This is a genomic window from Pelolinea submarina (assembly GCF_003966975.1).
In the GTDB taxonomy this organism is placed as follows: Bacteria; Chloroflexota; Anaerolineae; order Anaerolineales; family Anaerolineaceae; genus Pelolinea; species Pelolinea submarina.
On sequence record NZ_AP018437.1, the window covers coordinates 626,868 to 642,070 of the forward strand.

Below are 15,203 nucleotides of genomic sequence, written 5' to 3' on the forward strand. Positions count from 1 at the left end.
TTCCTTCGCAAGCCGTCTTTAATGTGTTAAAATTCTTACCCGTTCATGCAACCGGTATCACTGGGGCGTGGTGCAATGGCAGCACACCGGACTTTGAATCCGTGGATCTTGGTTCGACTCCGAGCGCCCCAGCCTTTTTTCCCTCAAACTCTCTATGCCAGTAAGGTGAAATCTCATGAACAAATCAGACCAAAAAATCGACATTGTTATCCTCGCGGCTGGGCTGGGTACCCGCATGAAATCCAGTAAGCCTAAAGTGTTGCATGAGTTGTTGGGCAAACCCATGGTGGCATATATTCTGGATGCGGTCAAAGACCTGTGTGCAGATCCGGCGGTTATCATTGTTGGCAACCAAGCAGAACTTGTACGCGAAACCCTGGGCGATCAGGCGCGTTACGCGCTGCAGGAACCGCAGCTGGGCACGGCCGACGCGGTCAAGTGTGCCCGTGAAACGCTGCAGGGTAAATCGGACATGGTGCTGGTCGCCAATTCGGATTTCCCGCTGATTCGCCCGGAAACGTACCGGGCATTGGTGGAAAAACACCTGGCCAGCGGCGCGGTATTGACCATTTCCACTGTCATCACTGAAGACCCGCGTGGTTTTGGCCGTATCGTGCGCGATGCGGATGGCAAAGTCTGCAAGATTGTGGAAGAAAAAGCGGCTTCTCCCGAAGAACTGGCTATCACAGAAGTCAACTCCAATCCCTACTGTTTCCAGGCTGATTGGCTGTGGAAATCTCTGGATCGCATCAAGAAATCCGCTGTTGGCGAGTATTACCTGACCGACCTGGTTGAACTGGCTTATCAGGAAGGCGCCTTTGTGGATGCCTTTGAAATTGAGGATGAAGAGGAATCCATCGGTATTAACAACCGCGTCAATCTGGCGGACGCCATGCGCGTCGCGCAGAAACGCATCAATGAAAAATGGATGCTGGAAGGCGTGACCATGATTGACCCCCAAAGGGTTTATATCGAAAGCGGTGTAACCTTGGGCAAGGATACGGTGCTCTATCCAGAAGTCTACCTGAAGGGCAGCACCACTATTGGGGAAGGCTGCGAGCTGGGGCCTTCGGTTATGATTGAGGATACGGAAATCGGCGATTTCGTAAAAATCAAATACGCCGTATTGGAAAAAGCCAAAGTGGAAAACCACGTGGATATGGGGCCATTTGGGCATTTACGCAAAGGCGCGCACTTGGGTGAACATGTCCATATGGGCAACTTCGGCGAGGTAAAGAATTCTTATTTGGGCGAAGGCACTAAGATGGGCCACTTCTCCTATATGGGCGACGCCCAGGTGGGCAAGGATGTCAACATCGGCGCGGGCACCATCACATGTAACTTCGACGGCGAAAATAAATTTAAAACTGAAATTGGCGATGACGTTTTCATCGGCAGCGATACCATGTTGGTGGCGCCGTTGAAAATCGGCAAAGGCGCGAAGACCGGAGCCGGTGCCGTGGTTACCCATGATGTGGAAGCGGACACGGTTGTGGTGGGTGTGCCGGCCCGACCGCATAAAAAAGAGTCGTAAATCAGAAAGGCGGCGTTGCAGTGAATATTACCCCTGAACAAAAAAAGGATTTGGTTCGCATCGCGAAGCAGGTACGCAAATGGGCTTACGTTCCATATTCCAACTATCCGGTTGGCGCGGCATTATTGACCGAATCGGGCCGTATTTATGAAGGCGTCAATGTGGAAAATGCGGCATACCCGGTGACAAACTGCGCCGAACGCACGGCCATATTTAACGCAGTGACCAATGGCGAGAAAGACTTCAAGGCCATCGCCGTTGTGACCGAAAACGGCGGTATGCCCTGCGGATCCTGCCGGCAGGTGATGGCGGAATTCAACCTGGACATGCTGGTTATTGTTGCGGACGAAAAAGAAAATATCATTTCAGAGACACGCTTATCTGATTTACTGCCGGGTGCTTTCACACCCAGGGATTTGAAATAAATCCTCAAAGGACGCCATGCATGCTTCTGACCGTATTCGCAAAGTAGAAGCGGTTGTCATTGCGCATAAGGAATATGGAGAAGCGGACCGCTTTGTCCGCATCTTTACCCTTCAATATGGAAAATTGAATACATTGGCAAAGGGGGTGCGAAAGATGCAGTCCCGCAAAGCCGCCCACTTGGAGCCGTTTACACATGCTGCTCTGGTACTGGCGCACGGCCAAACCTTTTGGATTATTACGCAAGCTGAAACAGTGAGCGCTTTCCCTGCCATTCGCGAAGATCTGGATAAGACAACGGATGCCTCCTATATTATGGAATTGGTGGACAAAATCTCCACCGAAGGACAGGCAGAACCTGCACTTTTCCGCCTGGCACTGGAATCTCTGAAGCGCATCAACGATAACAACGATACTTATAACATCATGCGCTATTTTGAGCTGCGCTTTTTGGATATTGCCGGCTTCCGGCCGGAATTACAGCACTGTGTAGCCTGCAAGAAAGAAATACAGCCGGAGGACCAATATTTCTCGCCGCTGCAGGGCGGCATCCTGTGCCCGCAGTGCGGCCAGATGGACAACAAGGCAATCGCGGCCAACCAGGACACCCTGCGCTATCTGCGCCATTTTCAACGCAGCAATTACAAAAGCATTGAGAATATTCAAGTACCGCCCAAGGTGCGCATCACATTGCAGCGTATATTGGGTGCTTATCTGGCTTCTGTGCTGGAATGGCAGCTGAAAACCCCGGCTTTCCAAAAACAGATCCGGGATGAAACCAACCGGAGTGCTTGATTTCTGATATACAATAAAACAAGAAAGGCTCTGGATATAAATGATGGATTTAAGTAACTTCAATCATTCTCACGGACATACCCCTGAAGAAAGCATGCGCGGATTAATCGAACAGTTGGACGCGTATATAGCCCAATATCACGGCGGCCGCGTAGAATTCTGCTCATTCGATGGGAAGGTGCTGCGCGTCCGTATGGGCGGCGCTTGTGAGGAATGCCCGCTGCAGCCATCAACACTGAAGGGCTGGGTAGAGGGTACCATCCGGCAGTTCTTTCCGGACATTGAACGCGTGGAAAATTGCGAATGACATTGTTGCCTGGCTTATAAGGGATGGAGGAGCCGCCAGGCGCCATTTTGACTTGTTGAAGAACCGGATAATGAAATCGTCCGGTTCTTTTATTTTAAGGATACTAGTGCTTGACAATAGAAATAATGTTCTATATAATATGCTTATGACACTCTGGCAGCAGTTATGTGAATCGGTTGATCAGCTTGATCCGGCGGAAAATTCATTACCTTCCTATCAACAAGTATTAAAGGAAGTTCGGGAATTGGCGCTGGACCAGGCTCGTGAAGAAGAACAGGTAATCCTGGACTTGCTCAATCAAGCCCTTTGCGACCGGCACCGCCAATCCAATACACACCGGGCTTGGGAAACGCTTTCGCAGCGGGAAAGGGAAGTCACCGCCCTGGTATGTTCCGGCCTAACCGGACGCCAGATTGCAGCTTATCTGGTGCTCTCTCCTGAAACGATCAAGACACATGTGCGTCATATCTTGCACAAATTTGAGTTGGGTTCACGGCAGGAATTGCGCAACCAGCTTGTTGATTGGGATTTTAACCGCTGGATACCGGAACACGCTTGGTACCTGTCGGAAAATGAACCGCATATTCGCGACGTCCTGATAAAAGATTGAACGTATTTTTTAGAGGTTTTGATTATGTTAACTGAGCAGGTTGGGTTAACCGCGGATTCGGGTTGGCAGGTAGGCGTGCGGAAAACACTGCCAATTGCGCCGGAGAAAGCTTGGGATTTTCTGTTGTCGCAGAAAATCATTCGTATCTGGCTGGGCATCATTCCAGCATTTCCTTTGCAGGTTGGTTCCAACTTCAACCTGAATGATAATACCCAGGTAAAAATCACCGTGCTGAAGCCTGGTTCGCATCTGCGTCTCAGTTACCATGTGCCGGGTTACGAGCGGCCTTCTATTATCCAGGTTCGTACAATCCCCTCCGGGGAGAACACAGTCTTTGCCTTCCATCAGGAACAGCTGCCCGACCGCGAGGCACGCCAGGAACGCAAGTATTATTTCCAACAAGTACTGGATGATTTTGAGTTTTTGTTGAATCTTGCCGATCGAGAATAAAAGTTACTGTAATCAGGGGGTGATGGTAAAATTTTACGGTTTGTGGTCACACAGACCATCATTTATTAACCGGAAGATAATCATGACAGATATTCTAACAATATGGATTATTGCCGTCGGATTGGCAATGGACTGCTTTACCGTTTCGCTGTGCATCGGTTCATCTCCTGCCCCGCAAACACCTCGCTCTGTTTTCAGGGTCTCTTTCCATTTCGGCTTGTTCCAGGGGGGCATGGCTTTGTTGGGTTGGTTATTGGGCACTACCATTGTGAACCTGATCGCGAATTTCGACCACTGGATTGCCATGGCTTTATTAGGCTGGATCGGCGGACATATGATCAAAGAAGGCTTATCCCGTTCGGATGATTCGCCGCTGAATCAATGTGAAGACCCTTCCCGCGGCAAAACGCTGGTCATGTTGTCGATAGCTACTTCCATCGATGCGCTGGGCGCAGGTCTTTCCCTGGGATTACTGAAGATTGACGTAATTTCTGCCAGCCTCATCATTGGGTTGGTTTCGCTGGTCTTGTCCATCGTTGGTTTGATGAGCGGCAACCGGTTGAGCAAGCGCTTTGGCAAGCATGTCGAGGTGCTGGGCGGACTGATCCTGGTACTGATTGGCCTGCGTATTGTCCTAACGCACTTATTTGTTTAGATTTTCCACAAAAAAAAGAGCACGGAATATCCGTGCTCTTTTACGTTAACAAATCGGGGCTATAGGATTACGGTACCTGCCACAGTGTGATGGATCCGCTTAAGTCGACGCTGGCCAAGCTGGTATCGTCCGGCGAGAAAGCCAGGATGGCAATAGTATCACCATCCGTTGGAATGGCTGCAATCTGACTGTAAGTTGCTGCATCCCAAATGAAGATAGTACTGCCGGAAGCGGCTGCCAGCAGGCTGCTGTCGGATGAGAAGGTGACCGCTCCGAAAGCATCCGGGTTGCTCAGGATGGAATTCAATTCACCGCTGACTGGGTTCCACAGGAAGAGGGCTGGCGTGAATTCATCGCCGATAGTGCCGGCCGCGGCGGTAGCCAACTGGCTGCCGTTGGGCGCCAGTGCCAGGCTGGACACAAAATCCTCATGACTCATCACCGGGCTCATTTCCTGCGTGGCGATATCCTGAAGCTGCACGGTTGCGCGCGCTACCCAAATGATGTGCTGTCCGTCGGCGCCGAACTGCGCCGTGTAAACCGGGGCCGCGGTTTCAAAACTATCCAGGCTGGATTGCACATCGCCGGTGTTGACGTCCCACAATGTCACCATGATGGTGTCCATGGATGTGGTCAAAAAGCTGCTGCCGTCTGTAGAGAAGTCCGCTGCACCGACCATTTCAGGCGAATAGATGCTGAGCGCGTCGCGGGTTTGACTGGCATCCGCCAGGTAAATGTTGTAACTGTCATCTGAAAATGCCAGGGTTTTCCCGTCCGGTGAGGCCGCGTAAATAGCGGCAGGTGAGTCAAAAATAAACGTGTCAATCTTTTCCAGGTCGCTGCCGTTGTAACGGGCTGCACCGCTGCTTGAAAGCGCAACTAAAATGCTCCCATCGGTGGACCAGACCAGATCGCTGACCAGGTTGACCTCGGAAGTTTGATACGCTGCTTCCAGCGCGGCCGCGTTTTCTACTGAAATAACGCTTGAGACAGCGGCTGTTTCAGGGACGGCCGTGGCAACCTGACAGGCGGCCAGAGCCAGAATGATCAGCCCGGCGTCCAGAATTAAGCGAAAGTTTTTCTTTAGCATGATTTTCACCTCTCCTTTATTTTACTGCTTTGCCAAACCGAGGCTTTGACGAAGCCACTGTTGGAAACTGGAACGCAGAATATCCAGCAGACTGGCCTGTTGTTCGGCCACCCAGTTACCCAATTGATCGGCCGCTTTGGCTTTTTGCACCTGCGCCCAACCTGATAACTTGGACTGCAGCCCCTGACTGGCCTGTGAGGCGCTGTCGTTCAACATCATATTCAGGGACTCCTTTATATCTTCGGGCCGCCCGCTGATTAACACCGGCCGTTCACTGATTAATAAGGCTGTGCTGCCGCCGGCATCCACATCCATTCTGACGCCTTTGCTGGTCTTCAGGCTTTCGGCGTCGGTGGAGAACCCATACAATTTATACCCATCGACATCGGGGATGACCAGCGCCTGAGCTTCATCGCCGCCCCGGTTGTGCCAGGCAAGAATGGAAATGCGGCCATTATTGCGGAAGCGCAGGGTGGTGAATTCCTGGGAATTGATCTGTTGAGCGCTGCTGCCATTGGAGCTTAGCGTCTTGGAAAGGTTGGCATAACTTTGCAGCGCGATCACCGCTGGCCGGCCGGATTCAGGCGTGTAGTCCCAAAAGACTTTGTCGGCGCCGCCGGCTGCCAGCAGCAGGCCGCTGGCGCGTGTCAGATAGTCTGATTCGACCACTTCCGGCAGTGTTACCCGCTCGGCTGCTTTTGCGGTTAATACGTTGGAATTGTAAGTTAAGTCCTGGATCCATAGGGACTTCCTGCCGGTCTCGTCAATGTAATCGGAGATGACTTTGACCGGATCGGTCAGGCTGCTGCCGCTGCTTTGGGCGGGGGAGAAGCCGCAGGAATCCACTACGGCGTATTCAGGGGCTTCGTCCAATGCCGGCAGGGAAACGCTGACAATGTCGAAGGCATACCAGGCGTCATTCTCAGCCAGGTTTTGCAGGTAGAAAAGCGGATGGTTTGCGCAATCACCGCCCAATGTCAGGTCGCCCAGAATGACCATGTTGCCCGCGCCGTTGGATTTGATGATGGCATAGGCGCTCTTGAGCATTTCAGCATACAGGTCGATATCCGGATCAGCTTGCGGGTCGGTGGTGGCTGCCGGGAACAGCAGCGCGCCCCAGCTGCCGGGGTCGTTTAACCCGGCTCCGATCTGCCAATAATCCACCTGATCGCCGTACTGCTGCACGACTGAGCGCACGTAGTTCTTCCAATTTTCCAACAGGCTTTCGCTGGAAACAGGCTGCTGCGGGTAGAGATGGCTGAGGAAAACCGGCCCGCCGGACAGCACGACCACCGGCTTGATGCCGCGTTTTTCCAAACGGGCAAAGAGCTGGTCGTAATCCACATAACCGGCGTCGGTCTGGTAGGACCAACTGAAAGCGCCTGAAGAGCGTTCGATCTCATTCCAGGGCATATCCACGCGCAGCATGTTGGCGTTGATGCTTTCCAGGATATCAAAAGCCTTGCTGTCCTGGCTGTTGCTTGCCAGCCAGCCGCTGGAATCGTCCATCCCCAGTGCTGAAGAGGCGGCCAGAACGGAGGCATCCGAACGGAACCAGAAAAACAAGGCGCCGGTTGCCATCAACAGACACAGAGTTTTGAACATAAATTTACGCATAGCAACTCCTCGAGCTGGCATTTAAATGCCTATAGCTCATCCAGTATGTTGCAAAGAACATGCCAAAAGGCAAATTGTATAAATAAGGTCTATATAATCTGGTATTATTGTGCGCGCGGTGTATACTAGAAAAAACCAGCAAAATTCATGGAGAAAACAAATTGACGCTTAAACAACCTCCCCGTTTTGCCGTTTTACAGCTTTCCGGCTGTGCGGGTTGTGAAGTCTCATTGCTGAACGCCAGCGAATGGATCGATCAATTTGATCTGGCCTTTATGCCTTTGGTGACTTCTGCTTATGACGTTCCTGAGGTGGATGTGTTGTTAATCTCCGGCGGTGTGCGCTCGGACGAAGACTTGCACAACCTGCGCCAGGCCGTCAAGCGCGCTAAAAAGATTGTGGCGGTGGGCACCTGTGCCATTTCCGGCGGCGTAGCTAATTTGGGCAACCGCGACGAAGTGCGGCGGCTGTTTATGTCGCAAACCGAACGTCATGACCTGCCGCGCCTGCTGCCGAAGAGCCAGCCGGTGGACAGTTTTGTGGAAGTGGATTTGTTCCTGCCGGGCTGCCCGCCCACACCGGAATTATTTATGGGTGCTTTGCTGGGGCCGGAAGATTTTGTGGCGTCCAAAACCGTCTGCCAGGAATGCGGCCGGAAAAAGCTCAAGGACATGAAACCGGCCCACCTGACCGGTTCGCGTGGAGGGGAAGTGGATCCGGAGATTTGCCTGATCAACCAGGGTTACCTGTGCGTGGGCTCTTCCACGCGCGGCGGCTGCCGTGCGCTGTGCACGCGCCCCGGCCATCCCTGTGTGGGCTGCCGCGGGCCATCCGACCTGTTGATTGAAAAAGATTCACAAGCCTGGCTGGAAAGCATCCAGCGGGTGTTTGCGGCCATGACCGACATTCCCGCGGAAGAAATTCACGAAGCGCTGCTTTCACCGCAGTTGTCGCTGTTCCTGTTCCAGTTCTCGGATTATGCCGGTACCGGGCAGCCGCCGCGGCCCAAGGAAAAGGTGCTCTGATGACAACCCTAACGTTTCCGTTATCCCGCATTGAAGGCCATGCCCGCGTTGAGATTGAGGTTCGCGAGGGACAAGTCATTTCGACCCGCTTCCAGGCTATGGAAAAACGCGGTTTCAATTTGATGGTGCAGGGTGTTCCGGCCGAACAAATGCCGGTCATCGTGCCGCGCATCTGCGGCGTGTGTTCCACCGCGCATCACGTTGCGGCTGTTAAAGCGCTGGAGGATGCCTATGGCGTTGAACCACCTCCGCTGGCCAACCAGATCCGCGAATTGCTGCTATTGGGCCAACTGATCCAGAATCAGGCCACCTCGCTGTTTGTCTTTACCATGCCCGACCGCTTGGGTGTTCAAAGCATTTTTCATATTACCGATGAGGAAGCCGATACCGCTGCCCAGTTCAACATTGCCAAACGGGCATTGATGGTGCGCCAGTTGGGCACCGACTTGATCACCCTGGCCGGCGGCCAGTTCATTCATCCCGTCAAAGCCGTGGTGGGCGGCGTCAGCGGCGGTATTGATGCCGAAAAGGCGGATGCCTTCCGCAAGCGTCTCCGGGCGGCCCTGCCGGTGGCTTGCGAGCTGGTGGATTATTACTGGGAAATCTCCCTGCATATGAAAGACCGCATTGGCACCTGGGGCGATGACCAGCCGGCCTATTATATTTCCTCCACCGAACGGGATAACCCGCGCTACAACTCATCCATCATCCGCGTGATGACGCCGGCGGGCGAGTGCTGCCGCGAGTTTACCGCGGATGCTTTCCGCAAGGAATTGATCTTTGAAGAAACGGATTATTCTTATGCCGGCCGAACATCCTATCAGGGCGGTGTAATTCGCGCCAACTCGCTGGCGCGCGCCAATATGACCCGCCGCATGGGCATCCGCCGCGCGGACGCTTACATGCGCCGCCTGCGCAGCGAATTCGGACATCCGGCTCATCCCATTTTGCTGTTTGATTTGTGCCGCGGCATTGAGTTGGTGTATGCCATCGAATTAGCCAGCCAACTGCTGGAGGACGATTACTCCCACAACGAAGTGGATATCCCCTACACCCCGCGCGATGGGGAGGGCTGGGGGCTGGTGGAAGCGCCGCGCGGCCCGCTGATCCACCATTATGTCATCGAGAAGGGCAACATTGCTATGGGAGAGTTCATCATCCCCACTGTGCATAATATGCTGGCCATTGAGCGCGCCCTGCGCGTGGCTGCCGAACGTTATATTCATGACGATCAGGTGAACCTGGAATTGGAACAGGCGGTTGGGCGGGTAGTCCGCGCCTTCGACCCCTGTATTGCCTGCGCGACGCATTAACCAAAATTAAAAACACAAGCTGCTTTTTCAAAAAGCAGCTTGTGTCATTGGCTCACAGTTCCTAAAGTTTATACGCTTTAAGCGTAATACTGGCGATCTTATTCTCCAAATCCGCAAGCAATAATCGATTTTCTGAAACCAACTTTTGGATGGCGTCATCCTGCATCATCATTTCACTCGTGTAGAATTTGCGGCTGACCACTTCCGTACGGCTGAACCCGGCCGACTTCATCTTGTTCAGATAGAGGTTCTCTTCCAGCGCACCTGACACACAACCTGCCCAGGCGGCTAGCTGTTGCGACAACCCGGCGGGCAAATCGCCGGAGGTAACGATGTCGGAAACGTTCATGCGGCCGCCGGGTTTGAGCACGCGATAAGCTTCTTTGAAGACCGCATCCTTATCACCGGAAAGGTTGATCACGCAGTTTGAGATGATCACATCCACGGATTCATCCGGCAGTGGGATATCTTCAATGTAACCGTAGCGGAACTCAACATTCTTGATATGCTGTTTCTTTGCGTTGGCCCGTGCCAGGTCCAGCATGCGGGTGGTCATATCCAAACCAATCACATATCCGTTTGGACCCACTTGTTTGGCTGCCAGGAAGCAATCGATCCCACCGCCTGATCCCAGGTCGAGAACAGTTTCACCTTCCCGCAGTTCGGAGATCGCGGTTGGGTTACCGCAGCCCAGTGCGATCCCGGTGACGCTGTCGGGCAGGTCGCTGATCTGTGCGCCCGTGTATAGATCGACCGCGCTTTCGGCCAACCCGGTTTCACCGGCGCAGCATGAGCTGCCTGCGCCGCACCCGCAGGCTTGAACCGGTTGTTCCAACTGTTTATTTGCCAGATGTCCATATTTTTCTCTGACGGCTGATTGGATCTGTTCCCTGTCTTGATTTTCCATTTTGATTTGCTCCTTATGTATTTATATATAGAAATATATCTATAAAAGATTCTAAAAAAAACTATTCCTCGAATTTGGCCATTAATTTTCCACAGCACCAGGTTACTTTGGCCTGGTCCGTTCTATAAAATACCTGTTTGCCGTCCTTGCGGCTGGTCAACAGCCCATAGCGGTTTAACATTTCCAGGTGATGCGAAATGGTTGGCTGGCTCAGGTTAAATATCGCGACAATATCCGTGACGGTCTTTTCCTCCTTAAGCAGGAGCTCCAGGATCTTTTGGCGCGTTGGGTCGGACAGCGCTTTACAAAAATCTACACAATTGATTTCGGTTTTCATAATATATAGATACGCGTAAATATGTCTATATATTAAGCTAAAATCCAAATATGGTCAAGAGCGGAACGTATTTTTCCTCTTTTGGTAGACGACACAAAAACGAGACCGGATTGTATTTCCTTAAACAAACAACAGAGTGTGAAAACACTCTGCTGTTTGTTTTGTTATGACTTTAGTCAGTTGAACGAGCGAAGCGAGAGAAACAGAAAACCACCCGCTATGCGGGTGGAAAATAAGAGGTTAAACCACAAATCACCTAAATAGCTAGAATAGTGGATGTTCAGGCCACAAACATAGCAGAAGAAGGTGATTTGATGGTAAATACAACAAATAGTTTATCGCATACAAAGTGGATGTGTAAATATCATATCGTATTTACACCGAAGTACAGGCGAAAAATAATCTATAACGAGTACAAGGAAAGCATAGGGGAAATACTGAGGCAACTATGCGGATACAAGGGGGTAGAGGTGATCGAAGGGCATTTGATGGTCGATCATGTACATATGTTGGTAAGTATTCCGCCGAAGATAAGTGTGTCGAGTTTCATGGGATACCTGAAGGGGAAAAGTGCATTGATGATCTTCGACAAACACGCGAATTTGAAGTACAAATTTGGGAATCGGCATTTCTGGGCAGAAGGGTACTATGTGAGCACAGTAGGATTGAATGAAGCAACGATCAAGAAATATATCGAAGAGCAAGAGAAGCACGATATAGCGCTGGATAAATTGAGTGTGAGAGAATATGAAAACCCCTTCAAGGGGTAGCAGGTAATACGGAAGTCCCTTTAGGGACAAGCGAAAGAGGTAAAGGCAAAGTGGCTTGAACGAAAGTGAAAGCCAGCGTCTTGAGACGCTGGCCAGTATTAGAGGCTTATAGCCTCAGAACAAACCACCCGTTTGACGGGTGGTTTTGATTACCAGTAAAAAGAGAAATCGGGTTTAGAAGATCAAACTGACGATTTGTTTGAAGAAGAATGGGAAGACGGAATAGTCGAAGTCATTGGACCAGCGCGCGAAGTCGGCTACCGTGTTCGGCAGTGCCGTTACCGTCAGGAACTGGCCGAAAGAAAGCAGGATACCGGCCACGATACCGGCCAGGACTGCGCCTCTCCAACCACCCCTGGAATTACCGAAGACACCCGCAGGGCCGCCGCCGAAGAAGGTCGTGATGACCGGGGGCGTTAGCGCGTAGAAGCCGATGGCGCCGAAAATGACCACGCAGACGATCACGGTGGACAGACAGCTCAGGAAGCCCAACATTACTGCGGTGGGAGCGTAGTTGAAGACCACCGGGCAGTCCAGGGCAGGGATTGCGTTCGGAACGATTTTCTCGGAGATACCTTTGAAGGCACCGGTGATTTCGGCAATCATCATGCTGACGCCGGTCAGAACAATAGTGATACCGACACCAAATTGGACACCTTGAGAGATTGCATATAAATACGCATCCATGCCATTGCTGATGTTTTCCTGAATCCAGGCAGGGCCGGCCAGAGCGACGCAAATCACATAGAGCAGGGTCATGACAATCGCGGTGGAGACGGTGATATCTTTCAGGAAGGCCAGGTGATCGGGAATCTTCAAGTCTTCAGAAGTCTCGTTCTTCTTGTCCTTGAAAAGACTGCCAACCCAGGAACCAACGATGACACCAAAAGAGGTGGTGTGACCGTAAGCCAGGTCATCCGAACCGGTCACCTTGCGCATATAGGGTTGAACCAGCGCGGGGGACAGAGTGCAATAAAGGCCGGTCAACAAACCGCCAATCAATATCAACATCGATTTGTTCGGATCCGGAATCACTTCGATTACTACTGCGAGGTACACAAAGATGATGTAGTAAGTCTGGTGTGCGGTCAGGAAGACGTATTTGAATTTGGTGACCCTGGCGAGCAAGAGGTTGATGAAGAAACCCACCACCATGATGATTGTGATCGTGGAAGCCCACTCTGATGTGAAAGCATCGGTTCCCATACCGGTTGTGGTAGCTTCAACACCGATCACTTTATTCAGTATTGTTGCGATGGGAAGAACGATGCCGGCCAACAGGGACGTACCTACGGACATGATCAGGTAGCCGATGCCAGTCTTCAGAGAACCGGAAATGACTTCTTCAATGGATTTTCTCTGTGCGACTAAGCCGAGCATGGCAACCAAGCCTAACAATATGAAGGGCTGATTAAAAATATACTTGCTAAAAATATTTACAATTGTATTTAACACTATCATTTTCTCTCCTATTAATAAACACGTATTATTTTTCGATGCTTATCTCCCTTTCAAACTAATAAACTGCCTTTCACCTCCTTATTCGATTAGATTTTTTTCTTTCAGGAATGTTCCAATTTTTACCTTCAGTTCTTTCATATCCATCAAATTATTGATGACAATCACTGACGGGCAAAAGGACCTTGCCTCAGAAGCAAATGATTCAAAGGTGATGATCACATCACACTGGGTTCCTTTTGCGCGGGACATGCTGGTGTTTTCCACATGGACTTTTCCCGGCAGGGAGAAACTCTTGAATGTTTCCTGGACATTTACCCGTAAAAGGGTACTGGTACCAACGCCTGCACCGCAGACTGTTAGGACTTTTAATAAATCGGCCATAATGTTCTCCAAATTGGAAAATCTGGTTAGAGATTCCGGATTTTGTAGAAATATTTATCAATCAAGCGATCGTTATTTTCCTTGGCGTCGGCCATTTCGTAGGTCAGATGGCCGTTGTAATAAACGTCGGGGGTGATGCCTTGCTTCAGCAGGTTGTCACAGGTCTGGACAAACAAAGAATTGAGCAGGAATACACAGGGAATTGTGGAGGTTGCGCCCACTTTGATCGGTAAACCTTCCAGTTGGACGGCTGCGTCTCCGATCAATGAACAATTATCGATAACAACATCTCCAAAATCCTTCAGTTTTTTACCGGAGGAATGGTGCGTGCTCAGGAAATCGGAATATTCTACGTTGGTGAAAACAATCACCGGGATACCGCGCTTTCTTGCGGCAATGGCGACTTCGATTGAGACCGCGTTGTTTCCGGAGTTGGAAATGCAGATCATGGTGTCGGGGGGAGCGATACGCTGGTAATCCACGATGACCTCGCCGAGGCCTTCGACCTTTTCCATGTGGCTGCTCTTCGTCATTTCATTAATGCCGGCTACAGCGCCTTCAAAAATGGCATGGACATTGGCCAGGGTGGCTGCTCGCCAGAAAACGTCTTCGGTTACCAGACCGGAATGGCCGCAGCCAAACAGATGGATCATGCCGCCATTTTTTGTGCATTCGGTCAGCAAATCGGCCGCTTTTAGAAGGTTCTCCTCCTGCGAGCTTTCGGCTTTCTCGACAACTTCTTTCATAATTTCGAAATATTCTTGCCAGGCTTTCATCGTACTGTTCTCCTTGATAAATTAGATTCGTTGTGCATCTTGCAAGATCGTTTTCACAATCTTCTTTGGTTCAGTAATGGAGGTACCCACCACAACACAATAGGCACCGGCATCCAAAGCCTTTTTCATTTTTAAACCGTTGGTAATTCTGCCTTCCGCTACGATGTGTTTCACGTTCGCGCTGCGTAAATCGGCAATGATTTCATAATCAGGATCAGGGCTGGGAAGCGTGCCAAAGCGAATGGGGTTTTTCGAATAGGGGGTGTAACCGGATAACGTGGTTCCCACCATATCCGCGCCGTATTCCCAGGCCGCCACCCCTTCTTCCACGGTGGAAATGTCTGTGATGATAAAAACATCAAATAGGCGTTTAATCTCTGAAATAAATTCTTTGGTGGAATAATTGTCGTAACGGTCGCGAACGGTGCCGTCAATGGCAATGGCATCAGCGCCTGCTTTCAATAGCGCCTCGACTTCTTTCAACGTCGGGGTGATGCGGAAATCGCTGCTGGATGTATCGCCATCCTTGTATATTTTCTTGATACCAATTACAGGTACCTGTACAACTGACTTGATTGCGCGGACGTTTTCAAGGTTCGTGCGGATGGCGCAAGCGCCGCCCACGACACAACTGGTTGCTACGTGGGCCATGGTATCCGGGTTATCCATTTCTGGATTGATATCAAAGCTGGCGTAACAGGAAACCACTAGTCCATCTTTTAATTTCTCTAATTGCATATCCTTTCTCCTTA

The 15,203-nt window shown here is 51.0% G+C and carries 18 protein-coding genes and 1 tRNA gene; 11 read left to right on the forward strand and 8 right to left on the reverse strand.

The window, feature by feature from the left end; translation table 11 throughout:
- Nucleotides 1-61 precede the first annotated feature (61 nt).
- The 8 genes from Pelsub_RS02925 to Pelsub_RS02960 all read left to right on the forward strand — a co-directional run bounded on the left by Pelsub_RS02925 (nucleotide 62) and on the right by Pelsub_RS02960 (nucleotide 4,774).
- Nucleotides 62-132: transfer RNA gene (locus Pelsub_RS02925), tRNA-Gln, on the forward strand.
- A 43-nt stretch (nucleotides 133-175) separates the two neighbouring features.
- Entirely contained in the window at nucleotides 176-1,534 is a 1,359-nt protein-coding gene (glmU, locus tag Pelsub_RS02930; protein WP_116226236.1) for a bifunctional UDP-N-acetylglucosamine diphosphorylase/glucosamine-1-phosphate N-acetyltransferase GlmU, read from the forward strand.
- A 20-nt stretch (nucleotides 1,535-1,554) separates the two neighbouring features.
- Nucleotides 1,555-1,959: a cytidine deaminase gene (locus tag Pelsub_RS02935; RefSeq protein WP_116226235.1), complete on the forward strand. Its 405-nt coding sequence runs from the start codon at nucleotides 1,555-1,557 to the stop codon at nucleotides 1,957-1,959.
- Nucleotides 1,960-1,975: 16 nt separating this feature from the next.
- Nucleotides 1,976-2,752 carry a DNA repair protein RecO gene (gene recO, locus Pelsub_RS02940; protein WP_116226234.1) on the forward strand — a complete coding sequence of 259 codons (777 nt, stop codon included), beginning with the start codon at nucleotides 1,976-1,978 and terminating at the stop codon, nucleotides 2,750-2,752.
- Nucleotides 2,753-2,792: 40 nt separating this feature from the next.
- Nucleotides 2,793-3,059: a NifU family protein gene (locus Pelsub_RS02945; protein ID WP_116226233.1), complete on the forward strand. Its 267-nt coding sequence runs from the start codon at nucleotides 2,793-2,795 to the stop codon at nucleotides 3,057-3,059.
- Between the two features lie 145 nt (nucleotides 3,060-3,204).
- Nucleotides 3,205-3,669, forward strand: coding sequence for a response regulator transcription factor (locus Pelsub_RS02950; RefSeq protein ID WP_158674952.1), 465 nt, complete (start codon nucleotides 3,205-3,207; stop codon nucleotides 3,667-3,669).
- 24 nt (nucleotides 3,670-3,693) lie between these two features.
- Nucleotides 3,694-4,119, forward strand: coding sequence for an SRPBCC domain-containing protein (locus Pelsub_RS02955; protein ID WP_116226231.1), 426 nt, complete (start codon nucleotides 3,694-3,696; stop codon nucleotides 4,117-4,119).
- Between the two features lie 82 nt (nucleotides 4,120-4,201).
- Nucleotides 4,202-4,774, forward strand: coding sequence for a manganese efflux pump MntP (locus Pelsub_RS02960; protein ID WP_116226230.1), 573 nt, complete (start codon nucleotides 4,202-4,204; stop codon nucleotides 4,772-4,774).
- Between the two features lie 67 nt (nucleotides 4,775-4,841).
- Here the strand turns inward: Pelsub_RS02960 and Pelsub_RS02965 are convergent, their stop codons facing one another.
- Both Pelsub_RS02965 and Pelsub_RS02970 read right to left on the reverse strand, forming a co-directional pair.
- Nucleotides 4,842-5,864: a WD40 repeat domain-containing protein gene (locus tag Pelsub_RS02965; RefSeq protein ID WP_116226229.1), complete on the reverse strand. Its 1,023-nt coding sequence runs from the start codon at nucleotides 5,862-5,864 to the stop codon at nucleotides 4,842-4,844.
- Nucleotides 5,865-5,885: 21 nt separating this feature from the next.
- Nucleotides 5,886-7,481: a glycoside hydrolase family protein gene (locus Pelsub_RS02970; protein WP_158674953.1), complete on the reverse strand. Its 1,596-nt coding sequence runs from the start codon at nucleotides 7,479-7,481 to the stop codon at nucleotides 5,886-5,888.
- Between the two features lie 161 nt (nucleotides 7,482-7,642).
- Here Pelsub_RS02970 and Pelsub_RS02975 point away from each other — a divergent pair, with 161 nt between their 5' ends.
- Entirely contained in the window at nucleotides 7,643-8,506 is an 864-nt protein-coding gene (locus tag Pelsub_RS02975) for an NADH-quinone oxidoreductase subunit B family protein (RefSeq protein ID WP_158674954.1), read from the forward strand.
- A complete protein-coding gene (locus Pelsub_RS02980) occupies nucleotides 8,506-9,819 on the forward strand; it encodes a Ni/Fe hydrogenase subunit alpha (protein WP_116226226.1) in 1,314 nt (437 codons plus the stop codon). Before Pelsub_RS02975 ends, Pelsub_RS02980 begins: the two co-directional genes overlap by 1 nt.
- Nucleotides 9,820-9,880: 61 nt before the next feature.
- On the opposite strand, the gene arsM is transcribed toward Pelsub_RS02980, so the two are convergent.
- Together arsM and Pelsub_RS02990 are read right to left on the reverse strand one after the other, a co-directional pair.
- On the reverse strand, nucleotides 9,881-10,726 hold the full coding sequence (gene arsM / locus Pelsub_RS02985) for an arsenite methyltransferase (RefSeq protein WP_116226225.1): 846 nt from the start codon (nucleotides 10,724-10,726) through the stop codon (nucleotides 9,881-9,883).
- Nucleotides 10,727-10,787: 61 nt separating this feature from the next.
- The gene (locus tag Pelsub_RS02990; RefSeq protein ID WP_116226224.1) at nucleotides 10,788-11,063 is read right to left on the reverse strand and encodes an ArsR/SmtB family transcription factor; all 276 of its coding nucleotides are present in this window, start codon (nucleotides 11,061-11,063) and stop codon (nucleotides 10,788-10,790) included.
- A gap of 314 nt (nucleotides 11,064-11,377) precedes the next feature.
- Between Pelsub_RS02990 and tnpA the strand changes: the two genes are divergently transcribed.
- The gene (gene tnpA / locus Pelsub_RS02995; protein ID WP_126440372.1) at nucleotides 11,378-11,833 is read left to right on the forward strand and encodes an IS200/IS605 family transposase; all 456 of its coding nucleotides are present in this window, start codon (nucleotides 11,378-11,380) and stop codon (nucleotides 11,831-11,833) included.
- Between the two features lie 174 nt (nucleotides 11,834-12,007).
- Here tnpA and Pelsub_RS03000 read toward each other — a convergent pair whose 3' ends face one another.
- The 4 genes from Pelsub_RS03000 to Pelsub_RS15820 form a co-directional block, all read right to left on the reverse strand.
- Nucleotides 12,008-13,294, reverse strand: a complete 1,287-nt coding sequence (locus tag Pelsub_RS03000) for a PTS ascorbate transporter subunit IIC (protein WP_116226005.1) — start codon at nucleotides 13,292-13,294, stop codon at nucleotides 12,008-12,010.
- A gap of 78 nt (nucleotides 13,295-13,372) precedes the next feature.
- Nucleotides 13,373-13,675: a PTS sugar transporter subunit IIB gene (locus Pelsub_RS03005; RefSeq protein WP_116226004.1), complete on the reverse strand. Its 303-nt coding sequence runs from the start codon at nucleotides 13,673-13,675 to the stop codon at nucleotides 13,373-13,375.
- Between the two features lie 26 nt (nucleotides 13,676-13,701).
- Nucleotides 13,702-14,451 (reverse strand): sugar isomerase domain-containing protein, encoded by a 750-nt coding sequence (locus Pelsub_RS03010; protein WP_116226003.1) that lies wholly within the window; start codon nucleotides 14,449-14,451, stop codon nucleotides 13,702-13,704.
- 21 nt (nucleotides 14,452-14,472) lie between these two features.
- Nucleotides 14,473-15,189, reverse strand: a complete 717-nt coding sequence (locus Pelsub_RS15820) for an N-acetylmannosamine-6-phosphate 2-epimerase (RefSeq protein ID WP_198418386.1) — start codon at nucleotides 15,187-15,189, stop codon at nucleotides 14,473-14,475.
- Nucleotides 15,190-15,203: the final 14 nt, after the last annotated feature.